Origin of the sequence: Phenylobacterium sp. LjRoot97, from assembly GCF_964254345.1 — a bacterium.
Lineage (GTDB): Bacteria > Pseudomonadota > Alphaproteobacteria > Caulobacterales > Caulobacteraceae > Phenylobacterium.
In genome coordinates, this window is record NZ_CAXUTH020000001.1 from 443,826 (window position 1) to 458,796 (window position 14,971).

15 protein-coding genes are annotated in these 14,971 nt (G+C 69.5%); 11 read left to right on the forward strand and 4 right to left on the reverse strand.

Features of this window, described 5'->3' with window-relative positions; translation table 11 throughout:
• Positions 1–84 precede the first annotated feature (84 nt).
• Complete coding sequence (locus ACSQ2H_RS02135) at positions 85–1,908, reverse strand: ABC transporter ATP-binding protein (RefSeq protein WP_436059830.1); 1,824 nt, start codon at positions 1,906–1,908, stop codon at positions 85–87.
• Between the two features lie 241 nt (positions 1,909–2,149).
• Between ACSQ2H_RS02135 and ACSQ2H_RS02140 the strand changes: the two genes are divergently transcribed.
• Genes ACSQ2H_RS02140 through ACSQ2H_RS02150 form a run of 3 tightly spaced genes read left to right on the forward strand, consistent with a single transcriptional unit; the run spans position 2,150 to position 5,728 of the window.
• Positions 2,150–3,592 (forward strand): MFS transporter, encoded by a 1,443-nt coding sequence (locus ACSQ2H_RS02140; RefSeq protein WP_436059831.1) that lies wholly within the window; start codon positions 2,150–2,152, stop codon positions 3,590–3,592.
• A gap of 37 nt (positions 3,593–3,629) precedes the next feature.
• Positions 3,630–4,967: an aminodeoxychorismate synthase, component I gene (gene pabB, locus ACSQ2H_RS02145; RefSeq protein WP_436059832.1), complete on the forward strand. Its 1,338-nt coding sequence runs from the start codon at positions 3,630–3,632 to the stop codon at positions 4,965–4,967.
• Positions 4,964–5,728 carry an aminotransferase class IV gene (locus ACSQ2H_RS02150; RefSeq protein WP_436059833.1) on the forward strand — a complete coding sequence of 255 codons (765 nt, stop codon included), beginning with the start codon at positions 4,964–4,966 and terminating at the stop codon, positions 5,726–5,728. Before pabB ends, ACSQ2H_RS02150 begins: the two co-directional genes overlap by 4 nt.
• On the opposite strand, the gene ACSQ2H_RS02155 is transcribed toward ACSQ2H_RS02150, so the two are convergent.
• The 3 genes from ACSQ2H_RS02155 to ACSQ2H_RS02165 are packed head-to-tail and all read right to left on the reverse strand — an operon-like array spanning position 5,718 to position 7,302.
• On the reverse strand, positions 5,718–6,242 hold the full coding sequence (locus tag ACSQ2H_RS02155) for a TadE/TadG family type IV pilus assembly protein (protein WP_436059834.1): 525 nt from the start codon (positions 6,240–6,242) through the stop codon (positions 5,718–5,720). The genes ACSQ2H_RS02150 and ACSQ2H_RS02155 overlap by 11 nt on opposite strands.
• On the reverse strand, positions 6,233–6,856 hold the full coding sequence (locus ACSQ2H_RS02160; protein ID WP_436059835.1) for a TadE/TadG family type IV pilus assembly protein: 624 nt from the start codon (positions 6,854–6,856) through the stop codon (positions 6,233–6,235). The genes ACSQ2H_RS02155 and ACSQ2H_RS02160 overlap by 10 nt, the downstream gene beginning before the upstream one ends.
• Before the next feature lie 56 nt (positions 6,857–6,912).
• A complete protein-coding gene (locus ACSQ2H_RS02165) occupies positions 6,913–7,302 on the reverse strand; it encodes a pilus assembly protein N-terminal domain-containing protein (RefSeq protein ID WP_436059836.1) in 390 nt (129 codons plus the stop codon).
• 305 nt (positions 7,303–7,607) lie between these two features.
• Between ACSQ2H_RS02165 and ACSQ2H_RS02170 the strand changes: the two genes are divergently transcribed.
• From ACSQ2H_RS02170 to ACSQ2H_RS02205, 8 genes are all read left to right on the forward strand, one after another.
• On the forward strand, positions 7,608–7,778 hold the full coding sequence (locus ACSQ2H_RS02170; protein ID WP_436059837.1) for a Flp family type IVb pilin: 171 nt from the start codon (positions 7,608–7,610) through the stop codon (positions 7,776–7,778).
• An 88-nt stretch (positions 7,779–7,866) separates the two neighbouring features.
• A complete protein-coding gene (locus tag ACSQ2H_RS02175; protein WP_436059838.1) occupies positions 7,867–8,043 on the forward strand; it encodes a Flp family type IVb pilin in 177 nt (58 codons plus the stop codon).
• Positions 8,044–8,169: 126 nt separating this feature from the next.
• A complete protein-coding gene (locus ACSQ2H_RS02180) occupies positions 8,170–8,685 on the forward strand; it encodes an A24 family peptidase (RefSeq protein WP_436063532.1) in 516 nt (171 codons plus the stop codon).
• Positions 8,686–8,824: 139 nt separating this feature from the next.
• A complete protein-coding gene (gene cpaB / locus ACSQ2H_RS02185) occupies positions 8,825–9,688 on the forward strand; it encodes a Flp pilus assembly protein CpaB (RefSeq protein ID WP_436059839.1) in 864 nt (287 codons plus the stop codon).
• Positions 9,685–11,271 (forward strand): type II and III secretion system protein family protein, encoded by a 1,587-nt coding sequence (locus ACSQ2H_RS02190; RefSeq protein ID WP_436059840.1) that lies wholly within the window; start codon positions 9,685–9,687, stop codon positions 11,269–11,271. The genes cpaB and ACSQ2H_RS02190 overlap by 4 nt, the downstream gene beginning before the upstream one ends.
• Positions 11,268–11,951, forward strand: a complete 684-nt coding sequence (locus ACSQ2H_RS02195) for a CpaD family pilus assembly protein (protein ID WP_436059841.1) — start codon at positions 11,268–11,270, stop codon at positions 11,949–11,951. Before ACSQ2H_RS02190 ends, ACSQ2H_RS02195 begins: the two co-directional genes overlap by 4 nt.
• The gene (locus ACSQ2H_RS02200; protein ID WP_436059842.1) at positions 11,951–13,438 is read left to right on the forward strand and encodes an AAA family ATPase; all 1,488 of its coding nucleotides are present in this window, start codon (positions 11,951–11,953) and stop codon (positions 13,436–13,438) included. The genes ACSQ2H_RS02195 and ACSQ2H_RS02200 overlap by 1 nt, the downstream gene beginning before the upstream one ends.
• Complete coding sequence (locus ACSQ2H_RS02205) at positions 13,439–14,965, forward strand: CpaF family protein (RefSeq protein ID WP_436059843.1); 1,527 nt, start codon at positions 13,439–13,441, stop codon at positions 14,963–14,965.
• Positions 14,966–14,971 lie beyond the last annotated feature (6 nt).

Sequence of the window (14,971 nt, forward strand, 5' to 3'; positions counted from 1 at the left end):
CGCAAGCTTATCGCCGGCCGCCGCCCCCTCCACCGGCTGCGCCGGTCCCCCTCCCCCATCTCGATGGGGGAGGAAAAACCGTCCCTAGATGCTCGCCTGAATCCGGTAGAGCCGCTCATAGGCGCCGCCGGCCGCGATCAGCTGCTCGTGGCTGCCCTGTTCGGCCACGCCCTGGTCGGTCAGCACCAGGATGCGGTCGGCGTTCCTGACCGTCGACAGCCGGTGGGCGATGACCAGGGTCGTGCGGTTCCGGGCCAGCTCGCCCAGCGCCTGCTGCACCGCCTTTTCGCTCTCGTTGTCGAGGGCGCTGGTCGCCTCGTCGAAGATCAGGATCGGGGCGTCCTTCAGAAACGCGCGGGCGATGGTCAGCCGCTGCTTCTGCCCGCCTGACAGCTTCACCCCGCGCTGGCCGATGTCGGTGTCGTAGCCGTTCGGCAGCGCGCTGATGAAGTCGTGGGCGTTGGCCCGCCGGGCGGCTTCGACGATCGCCTCGTCGCTCGCGTCCGGCCGCCCGTAGCGCAGGTTCTCGGCGACGCTGCCGGCGAACAGGTAGACGTCCTGCTGCACCACCGCGACGTTGCGCCGGAGCGAGCTCAGCGTCAGGTCGCGCACGTCCATCTCGTCCACCTCGACGGCGCCGGCGCTCGGCTCGTAGAACCGCGGGATCAGCGAGCACAGCGTCGTCTTGCCGACTCCCGAGGTGCCGACCAGCGCCACGAACTCGCCCGGCCGCACGTCGAGCGTGACGTTCCGCAGCACGTGCGGGCCGTCCTCCTCGTAGCGGAAGCTGACATCCCGGAACGCGATGGCCCCGCGCGGCCGATCCAGCACGGTCGCGCCGGGCCGGTCGGCGACCTCCGGCGCGGTCTCCAGGATCTCCATCATCCGCGTGAACCCGGTGTAGCCCTGCTGCCAGAGCCGCACGAAGTTCGCCAGCCGCTGCACCGGGTCGATCAGCACCGCCACACACAGCAGGAAGGTCAGCATGTCGGCGATGCTGAGCTGCGCCTGCTGCACCCGGATCGCGCCGGCCACGATGACCACCACGGTGATCAGCTGGGCGAACGTGGTGGTTCCGACCGAGAAGTAGGCCTCGCTCTTGTAGCCGGCCCGCCGGGTGTCGAGGAACTTGAGGTTCTCCGCCTCGAACCGCCGGTTCTCGACGTCCTCGTTGGCGAAGGACTTCACCACCCGGATCCCGGCCAGCGAGTCCTCGACCCGTTCGTTGATCGCTCCGACCTGCCGTTTGGACTGGGTCAGGGCGATGTTCATGCGGCCGCTGAAGTGCAGGGCGTACATCACCGCGAACGGAATGATCGCCACGATCATCAAGGTCAGCGGCACGTCGAGATAGGCGAGGATCGCGATCGCCCCGGCGAACTTCAACACCGCGATCGCCAGGTCTTCGGGACCGTGGTGATAGAGCTCGCCCAGCATGAACAGGTCGTTGGTGATCCGGCTCATCAACTGCCCGACCCGCGTCTGGTCGTAGAAGCGGAAGGGCAGGGTCTGGCAGTGCTCGAACAGCTCCTTGCGAAGCGCGCTCTCCATCTTCGCGCCCATCACATGGCCCTGGTAGTCGACGAACAGCGTCGCCAGCACCTGCACCGCCAGCAGGCCCAGCATGAGCCCGCCGACCGCGTAGATCTGGTTCAGCGCCACCGACGCCTCGCCAGCCGCGCCGAGTTGGCGGGCGACGTAGTTGGCGCACAGCGGCAGGAACAGCGCCGTCGCCGAGACGAGCACTGCACAGGCCAGGTCCGCCACAAGCAGCGGAATGTGCGGCCGATAGTAGGAAACGAATTTCAGCGCCCGGGCGCGGGCCTGGGCCGAAAGTCCGGCGCTCGGCCGGAAGGTGAGGGGGTTATGACGCGCGTCTGCGGTCGCCCTCGGGGTTCGTGATTGCATGAGCCGTCATGTCCTGTTGCGAGGAATTTCCTTTCTGGCTGGACACGAACGTTCTCATTTCACTCTCCCTGCGCCGGCCCGTTGGGTGGGCCGTTGTCGACGCGCGGACTATGCCGCCGCATGGCGGCTCGGGCAACGTCGTTATCTGCGCGCCATGCCGCTTTTTCGATTCCCAAGGCCGCGCCGGGGCGTAACGTGCCCGCCAAGTCCGCCGCCATGAGCGGGCGTCCGGGAGACTGCCTTGAGCACAGTTGAAGCCAGCGGGGCCGGCGCTGTCGATCTGCCGATCGACGCCGAAGTCATGGGCGACGGCCGCCTCAACCGCGGCGGGGTCGCCTGGTCGCTGTTCGAGGGCGCCCGCAATCCCTACGTCATCCTGATCACCATCTACATCTTCATGCCCTACGTCGCGGGCGTGATGGTCGGCGACCCGGTGCGCGGCCAGGAGGTGATCTCGCAGTGGAGCCAGTACGCCGGCTGGGCGGTGATGCTGACCGCGCCGCTGCTCGGCGCCTCCATCGACCAGCTCGGGCCCCGCAAGGGCTGGCTGGCCCTGATCGTCGGCCTGATGGTCCCGATGATGATCGCGCTCTGGTGGGCCAAGCCGGACCAGAGCGGCCTGACCGTCACCATGATCATGCTGCTGACCACGGCCATCGGCCTGCTGTTCGCGTTCAGCGAGGTGCTGCACAATTCGCTGCTGGTGCGGGCCGCCGGCCTCAACGGCGCGCACAAGGCCTCGGGCCTGGCCCTGGCGCTCGGCAACTTCACCTCGGTGGTGGCGCTGGCCTTCATCGCCTGGGCCTTCGCCCTACCGGGCAAGGTCGACTGGGCCTGGGTGCCCAAAGCGCCGCTGTTCGGCCTCGACCCGGCCAGCCATGAGCCGGAGCGGGTGGTCGCCCTGATGGCCGGGGCGATCTTCGCATTCGGCGCCCTGCCGTTGTTCCTGTTCACGCCCGACGCGCCGAAGACCGGCATTCCGATGCTGACCGCCTTCAGGAACGGCGCGGTCCAGCTGGTGCGGATGGTCGCCACCGTGCGTCGCTACAAGGACGCGGCGATCTACCTGGTCAGTCGGATGTTCTACGTCGACGGCATGAACGCGATCCTGATCTACGCCGGGCTCTACGCCATCGGGGTGATGAAGTGGGGCGCGCTCGAGATGCTGATGTACGGCATCGTGCTCTCGATCCTGGCGGTGTTCGGCGGCTTCGTCGGCCGCTGGCTGGACGCCGGCCTCGGCCCCAAGGGCGCGGTGCGGGTCGAGATCTTCATGTCGCTGCTCGGCATCATCGCCATGCTGGGCATGGCGCCCGACAAGATCCTCTACTTCTGGGCCTTCGACGCGGCCGCGCACCCGCCGATGTGGGACGGGCCGGTGTTCCGCACCCTGCCGGAATGGATCTTCATCCTGATCGGCTTCTCCAACGCCGTGTTCATCACCGCCCAGTACGCCTCCAGCCGCACGATGCTGACGCGGATCACCCCGCCCGATCAGACCGGAGCCTTCTTCGGGGTCTACGCGCTGTCGGGCGTCGCCACCGGCTGGCTCGGCCCGATGATGGTCAACTGGGGCACCAAGGCGACCCACAGCCAGCAGGGCGGCTTCGCCATGGTCACCATCCTGCTGGCCATCGGCTTCGTCGGCCTGCTGTTCGTGCGTGGAGGCGGCCGCCGCATCTGACTTTCCCTGTCGGCCGCGCGGCGCTAAGGCCCGGGTCATGACCTGCGTCGCCCAGCTTGCCGCACCCTGGCGCGAACCGGCCGAGGTGCTCAGCGCCTTCGCCGACGAACCCTGGGCGCTGGGCCTCGTCACCGGTGGCGTCGGCGCGCGCTGGTCCTATGTCGCCCGCGCCCCGGCCGCGACCCTCACCCATCGCGCCGACGAGGCCGGCGATCCGTTCGCCCGCTTGCGCGATCTGCTGGGCCCGCCCGCCCCGGCGTCGGCGGAAGGCCCGCCGTTCCAGGGCGGGGTCGTCGGGCTCGCCGCCTACGAACTCGGCGATCATGTCGAGCCGCTGGGCCTGGCCCGCCAGGACGCGTGGCCCGATCTCGCCGCCGCCCGCTACGACGCGCTGCTGGCCTTCGATCACGAGGCCCACGTCGTGGTCGCCGTCGGCCGTGCTGGCGATCACGCCGCCGCCGGGGCCCTCGCCCGCGAGGCGCTCGGCTGGATGGACGCCGCCCCGCTCGCGCCCCGCGCCGGCGTGCTGGCCGGCCCGCTGCAGGCGGGCGATCCCGCCGCCTACGAAGCCGCGGTCGCCGAGGTCGTCGCCCGCATCCGGGCCGGCGAGATCTTCCAGGCCAACATCGCCCGCGCCTGGACCGGCGCCCTGGCGCCCGGCGCGCAGCCGTTCGACCTCTTCGCCCGGTTGCTGGAGCAGAGCGCCGCGCCGTTCGCCGCCTATCTGCGCCTGCCGGGCCTGGCGCTGGTCTCCAACTCGCCCGAGCGCTTCCTGCAGGTCCGCGAGCGCGCGGCGCAGACCAAGCCGATCAAGGGCACCCGCCCGCGCGGGGCCGATCCCGCCGCCGACGCCGCCCTCGCCGCCGAACTGCTGGCCAGCGACAAGGACCGGGCCGAGAACCTGATGATCGTCGACCTGATGCGCAACGACCTGGCCCGCGTCTGCACGCCCGGCAGCGTCAAGGTCCCCAGCCTCTGGGCGCTGGAGAGCTTCGCCAACGTCCACCACCTGGTCTCCACGGTCACCGGCCGCCTCTCCGAGGGCCGCGACGCCCTCGACCTGCTGGCCGCCGCCTTTCCGCCCGGCTCGATCACCGGCGCGCCCAAGGTCCAGGCAATGAAGGTGATCGCCGAACTCGAGACGCCGCGCGGCCCCTATTGCGGCTCGCTGTTCTGGGCCGGCGCCGACGGGGCTTTCGATTCCAGCGTGCTGATCCGCACCGCCGCCTGCGTCGAGACCGCCGGCGGCTGGCGGGTGGAGGCGCGGGCCGGGGCCGGCATCGTCGAGGGCAGCGATCCCCGCGCCGAACGGCTCGAGACCGAAGCCAAGATCGCCGCCCTCGTCAAAGCGCTCACGGAGGCGCCCTGCGCATGATCCCCCTCGACGACCGCGGCCTGCTGCTGGGCGATGGCCTCTTCGAAACCCTGCTGGCGGAGAACGGCGTCCTCGTCGCGCCGCAGCCGCATCTCGACCGCATGGCCGCCGGCTGCGCGAGCCTCGGCCTGCCGCCGCTCGATCGCACCGCCGCCGCGCAGGCCATGGCCCAGGCCCTGGCCGGACTGGACGCGCCCCGCGCCGCGGTGCGTCTCACGCTCACCGCCGGCTCCGGCGGCCGGGGGCTCGACCGGCCCGAGACGCCGCAGGTCCGGGTGTTCGCCACAGCGGCTCCAGCGCCCATGCCGCAGCAACCGGCCGACCTCATCACCAGCACCGTGCGCCGCAACGATCTCTCGCCGGTCTCGCGGCTGAAGACGCTCTCCTATCTCGACAACGTGCTGGCCAGGGCGCAGGCGCGCGACGCCGGCGTGGATGAGGCGCTGCTGCTCAACACCCGCGGCGACGTGGCCTGCGCAAGCGCGGCCAATGTCTTCTGGCTGTGGGGCGGGCGGCTCTACACGCCGCGGCTCGACTGCGGGGTGCTGGCCGGGACCATGCGCGCGCGGGTGATCGCCTTGGCGCAAGGGCAGGGGCTGGCGGTGGTCGAGACCCGCTCGGGCGTCGCCGAACTGGCTCGCGCCGACGCGGCCTTCCTGACCAACGCCCTGGTCGGCGTACGCCAGGTGCGCTCGCTGGACGGCTTTTCGTGGGAGCCCTCGCCCCTGGTCGAGGCGCTGGCCGCCGCCGTCAGGGGTTGAGCGTGATCGGAACCCCGGCGCGCGGCGCCAGGTCCATCTTGTGCCGGAAGGTAAAGCTGCCCGGCAGCATTTGCTGGAACGGGGTGCGGTAGGTGTAGACGGTCTCGGCGCGCAGCACCGCGGTGTTCGGCGTGCGCATCGATGCGGCGACAGTCGAGACGTTGGTGGCCGCGATGGTCTTGCCGTTGTCGCGCGTCCACTTCTGGACCGGCGCGCCGCTGGCGTTGATCTCGATGCTCGTCACCCGGATCGCCAGCTGGTCGGTCGCGAACGGTTTCATGATCGCCGTGCTGGCGTTGAAGATGTTGTTCACGTCGGCCGTCGTGACCTGGGCCTGCTGGGTCACCAGGTCGCCGACGGCGGTGGTGACGGCGCTGGCGCGGCGATTGGCCAGCAGCGCCTGCGTCGCCTCGACCATGCCGAAGTAGAGCGCCAGCACGATCGGCACGATGAAGGCGAACTCGACCGCGGCCGAGCCGCGCCGATCGCCGATCAGGTCCTGCTTCACGAGCATTGCGTGCGGTTCCCGAGGGGGCGGAGCGCCGGGTTGAACGGCTCGTTGCGGAACAGCCGGGTGGAGCTGATCATCCGGCCGCCCTCAAAGTTCTTGAACAGCGGCCGAAGCAACGGCGTGACGATCGGCCATTTGAAGTAGGTGGTGACCACCACGATGTCTTCCGGGTTGCCGGCGCACCAGTCGGTGTTCTGCGGATCGAAGGTGGTGGGGTCGCGCGGCGGTTGCGCGCCGGCGTCGGCGAAGGTGGCGAAGCTGCGGGCTTCGACGAACAGCGGATTAGGGTCGGGCTTGCCTGCCTCGGGCTCCTGCAGCGAGCACATTTTCTCCAGCCAGCTCATGTTGACGCAGACCAGCTGGCGGAAGCCCTGCTGGTTGACGGGCGCCTTGCTCTGGCCGCTCTGGAACTGGCCGGTGCGGATGTTGCGGGCGGCGAAGTCGGTGGCGGTGTCCAGGGTCGCCGAGACCAGCAGGATCATCGCCAGCTCCAACACCCCGAACAGCAGCATCATCAGCGGCATGGCGATGAGGGCGAACTCCACCGCCGTCGCGCCGCGGCGCGAGCGGACGAACCGCCGGATGACGGTGCGGAGCTGGGTTGCAGAGCGCGGCATGGCGTCTCCAGGGAGCGTGACCGCCGGAGACTAGCCAAGTCTGGCTAACTGGAGGTTTAAGGCTTAGCTGAATCGCCGTCCTTGTCGCCGGCGCGCTCGCAACCGCCGGCGCAGGCGTACTCCGAAACCTTCGGGCCGCGGATCACCGACACCCGGCCCTCGCTGGGGGCGGCGACCACCACCTGTCGCTCGAGCACTGTGCGGCCCAGCTGGTCGATGACCACCAAGTTGGTGACCCCATAGCCGCGGCCGCTGATCACCGCCTTGCCGGAATCGATCACCGCCACGTCGGCGATGGCCGGATTGCCGATCAGCACGTCGCGGGCGCCGCGCGGCAGGGTCAGCGGGGTGCTCTGGTCGATCGGAACCACCAGCGACGGCGCGGCCTGGGCGGCCCCCGCCAGGGCGGTCAGGGCGAGCGTCAGGGACAGGATCGAGCGGCGCATGGGCGTTTCCGGCATGAAGGCGTCGAGCGAAGACTCGATTGGAATGGTCAATAAAGCCTGAACTTCCGACCCCTCGCGTGCGCGAGAATCATTATGTCGAAACGCGAAAATCGCCCCATTTCGCACCCATGGTTAATCGATATTTACAGTAAACGCAAGTAAATCATAGGTAAACCGGCGTTTATACATGACTGTTTACTGGCAATTAAGCCAAGTGCGCGAAAGTCATCCTGCGTTTCGGGGCGAGCAGACCAAAAAGGTTTGATGCCTCAACAATCTGCTCGCTAAACAAAAGGAGATCGAGCATGTCGAAGTTCGTTTCGCGCTTCCTGAAGGACGAATCTGGCGCCACCGCCATCGAGTACGGCCTGATTGCGGCTCTCATCGCCGTGGCCCTGGTCACCGCCATGGGCTTCCTGGGCTCGGGCCTGACGAATTCGTTCGAAGGCATCCAGAAGACTCTGGAAGGCAAGTAAGCCTCACCGGCGACCGCGGCGGCGAAAGCCGCCGCGGTTACGTCGCTCTGATGGCGTTCCGCGCATGGCCTGCCGGGAGGGTTTCGGGATGAGAAAGTTTCTCAAGCGGTTCAGCGTCCACCAGTCGGGCGCCACTGCTATCGAGTACGCCCTGATGGCCGCGCTCATCAGCGTCGTCCTGGTCGCCGCCCTCGGGCCGTTGACCACCGCGCTGACGGGAGCTCTACAGACCGTCGCCAACGCCTTCCCCCAGTCGCTTCCCTAGGGAACTGGCCGGGATCGATAAGAAAAGGGCCGCTCTCGCAGCGGCCCTTTTTCTTTTTCAATCATCCATTCACGGCTGACCGCGCAGAGTGCCGGTGAACAAAAGTTCCGGACCGATCCAGAAATGATCACGCTCCTCCAGGCCGCGCTGCTGCTCTTCTTCCCGGTGCTGGTGATCGTCGGCGCGCTGCGCGACCTGACCAGCTTCACCATCCCCAACTGGATCTCGGGCGTCTTGATCATCGCCTTCTTCCCGGCGGCGCTGCTGCTCGGGCTGACCCCGATGTCCATCGGGGCGCACCTGCTCGTCGGCCTCGGCGCTCTGGCGGTCGGCATCGCCATGTTCGCCCTGCGCTGGATCGGCGGCGGCGACGCCAAGCTGTTCGCGGCCGCAGCCCTCTGGCTGGGCGCGCCGGCGGCGCTCACCTATGTGGTGATGACCGGCCTGGCCGGCGGGGCCCTGGCGCTGGCCTTGATCAGCCTGCGCTCGCCGATCCTGCGGCCCTACGTGCTCAGCGGCCCGGCTTGGTTCGGACGGCTGGCCGATCCGGAGGAAGCGGTGCCCTACGGCGTGGCGATTGCGGCCGGGGCCCTGGCGGCCTTCGCGGCCTCGCCGCTGATGCAGGCTTGGCCTGGTTTCTAACCGTGGCTTTAGGCCGCGTTAACCATGGGCCGCGCAAACAGACCCTGCCGGCAAAACGCCGGTCGACCGAATCGCGTGCGCCCGCGGACCGCGGCGCACCCGCCTGACACCCGCTTGCGCGGAGCCTTGAGCACCGACCATGGGTCCTGCCCGTATCGCCTTGCTGGCCGTCGCCGCGATCGCCGCCATCGGGCTGGCCTTCATCGTGCGCGGCATGGTCACGCCCAAGCGGCCGGAAGCGGTCGCCGCCGCCCCGCCGCCGCAACCCGTCGTCCAGGTGCTGATCGCCAAGCGTGAACTGCCGATCGGCACCCGCCTGACCCCGGCCGATCTCGGCTGGCAGCCCTGGCCCGCCGACGCGCTGAACGCGGCGTTCGTCACCGACGGAGCGGCTCCGGCGCTGCCCGCCAAGATGCCGGACAAGGCGGTCCAGAAGGCGGCTCGCGTCGCCAACGACATGGTCATGCCGCAAGGCCCGATGCAGGCCTTCGATGGCGCCATCGTCAAGGAAGCCCTGGCCGCGGGCGAACCGGTGGTGGCCCGCAAGGTGGTCCGCGCCGGTCAGAGCGGCTTCATGGCCGTGGTGCTGCAGCCGGGCATGCGGGCCATGGCGGTTCCGATCAACGCCGAGACCGCCGCCGGCGGCTTCATCCTGCCGGGCGACCGGGTCGACGTGCTGCAAAGCCGCAGCGATTCGAGCAGCGGCTCCAAGACGATGCTGACCGAGGTGCTGATGCGCAACGTCCGCGTCCTGGCCATCGACCAGAACATCGAGCCGGCCAAGGACGCCCGCACCATCGTCGGCGGCGTCGCCACCATCGAAATCCCCGCCGCAGACGTCGAGATCATCGCCCGCGGCAAGGCCCAGGGCGAGATGCAGCTCGCGCTTCGCTCCTATGCCGATATCGGCGGCGCGCCGGGACGCGGCGTCGCCAGCCGCGCTTCCGCCCAGGGCGTGCGCGTGTTCCGCGCCGGGCAGGTCTCCGAGGTCGCCAATCCATGACGCTGCGCCGCACCCTTATCGCGCTCGCCGCCTTCGCCGCCGCCCTCGCGCCGGGCGCGGCCTTCGCCCAGGTTTCTGAAGCGGCCGCCCCGGCGATGGCGGCGGGCCTCGCCGCCCAGTCGGCGGTGGTCCGGGTCAATCTCACCGGCGGGACCGCGTCCCAGGCGCTGAACCTGCCGACCGGCAAGTCGGCGATCATCGAGCTGCCGGTCGATGTCCGCGACGTCCTGGTGACCAACCCCGGCGTCGCCGACGCCATGCTGCGCTCGCCGCGGCGGATCTTCATCTTGGGCCTCAAGAGCGGCACCACCGACGCCGTGTTCTTTGACTCGGCCGGCCGCCGCATCCTGGCGCTCGACATCCGCGTCGACCAGGACCCGACCGCGGTCGCCCAGACCATCAACCGCATCGTGCCGGGCGCCCGCGTCCAGGTCGATTCGATGAACGAGAGCCTGATCCTCTCGGGCCAGGTGCCGAACCTGGCCGACGCCGACAAGGCGCTGCAGATCGCCCGCGCCGCGGTCGCCAAGCCTGAGCTGGTGATCAACATGCTCGGCGTCGCCGGCAAGGATCAGGTGATGCTCAAGGTGCGCATCGTCGAGATGCAGCGCAACGTCATCAAGCAGCTGGGCTTCAACCTCAACACCGTGCTCGGCCAGCTGGGCGAGACCCAGTACAAGTTCGGCACCGTCGCCGGCTTCGGCATCAACGGCTCGCTGCTCGGTGGCATCACCGGCGGCTGGCAGACCAACACCACCAAGCAGCCGGTCATGCAGTTCCCCTGTTCGTTCGACCCGAGCAAGATGTGCGATGTCGTGGTCCGCGACGCGACCCAGGCCTCGAACTGGAACACCGCGACCCTCAAGGACACCGCCGGCAGCCCAGGGCTCAACTCGGGCGAGGCGACCATCAAGGCGTTCGAACGAGTCGGCCTCGTCCGCACCCTGGCCGAGCCGAACCTGAGCGCCGTCTCCGGCGAGTCGGCCAAGTTCCTGGCCGGCGGTGAATTCCCGATCCCGGTCGCGCAGGACAAGGACGGCGGCGTCACCGTCGAGTTCAAGCCCTTCGGCGTCGGCCTGGGCTTCACCCCGGTGGTGCTGTCCTCCGGCCGTATCGCCCTGAAGGTCTCGACCGAAGTCTCGGAACTGACCAGCCAGGGCGCGTTCTCCCTCACCACGCCGGGGACCAGCGCCGCCCTGACCATTCCGGCTCTGACCGTGCGTCGCGCCGAGACCGCCGTCGAACTGCCGTCGGGCGGCTCGATGATGATCGCCGGCCTGTTGCAGGAAAAGACCAAGCAGAACATCGACAGCCTGCCAGGCATGACCACCCTGCCGGTGCTCGGCGCCCTGTTCCGTTCGCGCGACTACCTGGCCGGCGAGACCGAGCTGGTGATCCTGGTGACGCCCTACATCGTCGAGGCCGTGAGCCCCGGCCGCATGCAGACGCCGGTCGACGGCCTGCAGATCGCCGACGACCCGTCCACCGTGCTGATGGGCTCGCTGATCAAGGCCTACAACGCCAATCCCCAGGCGCAATCGGGGCGCAGCTACCAGGGGCCGCACGGCTACGTGATCGAATGAGCGCACTTCGCCTTTCCGTCCTGTTGTTCGCCGGCGCCGCGCTGAGCGCCTGCGCCAGCGTCCCGCTGCCGGCGCCCGAGCCGACCCGCGCCGAGACCGCCCGCACCCCGACCGAGCTCTGGGCCCCCGAGGTCCGGCCGCAGGCGCAGGAGATCTATCTGGCCGTCCACGCCCAGGGCCTGTCCTCGACCCAACAGGATGCCTTGGCCGGGTTCGCCGGCGATTGGCGTTTGGGCTCGCGCGGCCCGATCACCCTGCGCGCGCCGGTGGGCGGGCCCGACGCGGCGATGGTTTCGCGCGCGACCGAGGGCGCCCGCGCCATGCTGGCGAGCTACGGCGCCGAGGTTCGCGTGCAAGGCTATGAGGCCAAGGGCGACGCCGCCGCGCCGCTGATCGTCGGCCGCGAGAGCTACACGGTCTCCATCCCGACCTGCGGTCAGCAGTGGGACAACATCTCTAAGTCGGCGACCAACCAGGTTCAGTCGCAATTCGGCTGCTCGGTCACCGCCAACATGGCCGCCCAGATCGCCAATCCGGCCGATCTTCTGGGGCCCTCGGCGCTCGACCCGGCCGACGCCCAGCGCCGCGCCGTGGTGCTCGACAAGTACCGCAAGGGCGAGATCACAGCCTCGGCCCGCGACAGTCAGGCGACCGGAGCGGTGTCGCAGGTGGTGAAGTAATGAAGCCGCAACAGGGTCACGATCCCTTCGATCTCGACTTCGACGCCGACGACGAGTTCGCCCCCGCCCAGGACGAATCCTGGCGCGAGAGCCCGCCGGCTGCGGCGGCCGATCCGTTCGGCGACCCGTTCGCCGACTTGCCGCCGGTGCGCGAGAGCGCCCGCGCCGACGCGCTGCTGGAAGCCGCCGAGGACGACTTCGGCGACGCCCCGGCCGTGCCGCCGCTGCCGCCTGAGCGGACGCCCGCCAATCCGGTGCACGACATGATCGCCGGGGCCGAGGCGGCCTTCGGCGAGGCCAGCCTGCCGCGCATCACCGTCCACATCTATTGCGCCAACCCGGAGACCGCCGAGTTCGCGTCGGTCGCCGCCGCCGATCGGCGGATGGAGCGCGGCGTCGTCGCCGTGCGCATGGGCGGCCTGTCCGCCGCGGTCGAGGCCTATCAGAACGAAGCCACGCCCTCGCTGGTGATGGTCGAAAGCGCCGATCCGGCTTCGGTGCTGCTGGCTCAGCTGGACCGTCTGGCCGAGGTCTGCGATCCGGGCACCAAGGTGGTGGTCATCGGCTCGGCCAACGACATCGCCCTCTATCGCGAGCTGATGCGCCGTGGGGTGTCGGAGTATCTGGTCCCGCCGCTCAATCCGCTGCTGCTGGTGCGCACCGCCACCAGCCTCTACGCCGATCCCTCGGCGCCGTTCATCGGCCGCCAGATCGCCTTCTGCGGCGCCAAGGGCGGGGCAGGGGTCTCGACGCTCGCCCACAACGTCGCCCACTCGATCAGCGAACGGCTGCAGACCGGCGCGGTGCTGGTCGACCTCGACCTGCCGTTCGGCACCGCCGGCCTCGACTTCAACCAGGACCCGCTGCAGGGCGTCGCCGACGCGCTCGGCCAGCCGGACCGCCTCGACCCGGTGCTGATGGACCGGATGATGGCCCGCTGCTCGGACCGCCTGTCGCTGTTCGCCGCCCCGGCGACGCTCGACAGCGACTACGACATCTCGGCCGAGGCGTTCGAAGAGGTCACCCAGAAGATCCGCAGCGCCGCGCCCTTCGTGGTCCTCGACCTGCCGCACGTCTGGAACGCCTGGAAGCGCAAGATCCTGCTGTCGTCCGACGATCTGGTGATCGTCGCCACGCCGGACCTCGCCTCGCTGCGCAACGCCAAGAACATCGTCGACCTGGTGCGTCGCGCCCGGCCCAACGACGCCCCGCCGCGACTGGTGCTCAATCAGGTCGGCGTGCCCGGCCGCCCCGAGATCCCGGTCAAGGACTTCGGCGAGGCGCTCGACCTCACCCCGGCGCTCTGCCTGCCGTTCGATCCCAAGCTGTTCGGCCAGGCCGCCAACAACGGCCAGATGATCAGCGAGGTCGGCCCGAAGTCGAAGTCCGCCGAGGGCCTCGACCAGCTGGCCCAGCAGATCGCCCGGCGCGAGCCGCCGCAGGTCCAGAAGTCCTCGCTGCTCTCCAGCCTGTTCAAGAAGAAGTAGATGTTCGGCAAGCGCCCCACAGAAGGCGGGTCGCAGGCGCCGCGTCAGGCGCCGCCTCCCGCAGCCGAAGGTCCGGCGATCGCCACGCGGCCGCAGCGCATCGAGCCGACCGCCGCGCCGAGCGCGCCGGTCCAGACGCCGCCGCCGGCCGAGCGCGCCGCCAAGCCGGCGACCGGTCCCAAGCAGACGCTGGGCTTCGAGCAGCTGCGCGCCGCCCAGGGGCCAGCCCCCACGACCCAGGTCGTGCGCGAGCAGAGCGACTACTACCACGCCACCAAGACCACGATCTTCAACGCCCTGATCAACACGATCGACCTGGCGCAGCTCGCCCAGCTCGACGCCAAGCAGGCGGCCGAGGAGATCCGCGACATCGTCGCCGAGCTGGTGGCGATCAAGAACGTCTCGATGTCGGTGGCCGAGCAGGACACCCTCGTCCAGGACATCATCAACGACGTCCTCGGCTATGGGCCGCTGGAGCCGCTGCTGTCGCGCGACGACATCGCCGACATCATGGTCAACGGCGCCGGGCGGGTGTTCATCGAAGTCGCCGGCCGCGTGCAGCTGACCAATGTCCGCTTCCGCGACAACACCCAGCTGATGAACATCTGCCAGCGGATCGTCAGCCAGGTCGGCCGCCGGGTCGACGAAAGCTCGCCGATCTGCGACGCGCGCCTGCCCGACGGCAGCCGCGTCAACGTCATCGCCCCGCCCTTGGCGCTGGATGGTCCGACCCTGACCATCCGGAAGTTCAAGAAGGACAAGCTGACGATGAAGAACTTGGTGGAGTACGCCTCCATCAGCCCGGAAGGGGCGCGGGTTCTCGGGGTCATCGGCGCCTGCCGATGCAACCTGGTCATCTCGGGCGGCACCGGCTCGGGCAAGACCACCCTGCTCAACACCCTGACCGCCTTCATCGACCCGTCCGAGCGGGTCATCACCTGTGAAGACGCCGCCGAGCTGCAGCTGCAGCAGCCGCACGTCGTGCGCCTGGAGACCCGGCCCCCGAACCTTGAGGGCCAGGGCCAGATCACCATGCGCGACCTGGTCAAGAACTGCCTGCGGATGCGTCCGGAACGGATCATCGTCGGCGAAGTCCGCGGCCCGGAGGCCTTCGACCTCCTTCAGGCCATGAACACCGGCCACGACGGCTCGATGGGCACGCTCCACGCCAACTCGCCGCGCGAGGCGATCAGCCGGATGGAGTCGATGATCACCATGGGCGGCTACGGCCTGCCCTCGAAGACCATCCGCGAGATGATCGTCGGCTCGGTCGACGTGATCATCCAGGCCGCGCGTCTGCGCGACGGCTCGCGCCGCATCACCCACATCACCGAGGTGGTCGGGCTGGAAGGCGACGTGATCATCACCCAGGACCTGTTCGTCTACGAGATCACCGGCGACGACGCCGACGGCAAGGTCCTCGGCCGCCACCGTTCCACCGGCATCGCCCGGCCGCGCTTCTGGGACCGGGCCCGCTACTACGGCCTGGAGCGCGAGCTCGCCGAAGCGCTCGACGCGGCGGAATAGCCGATG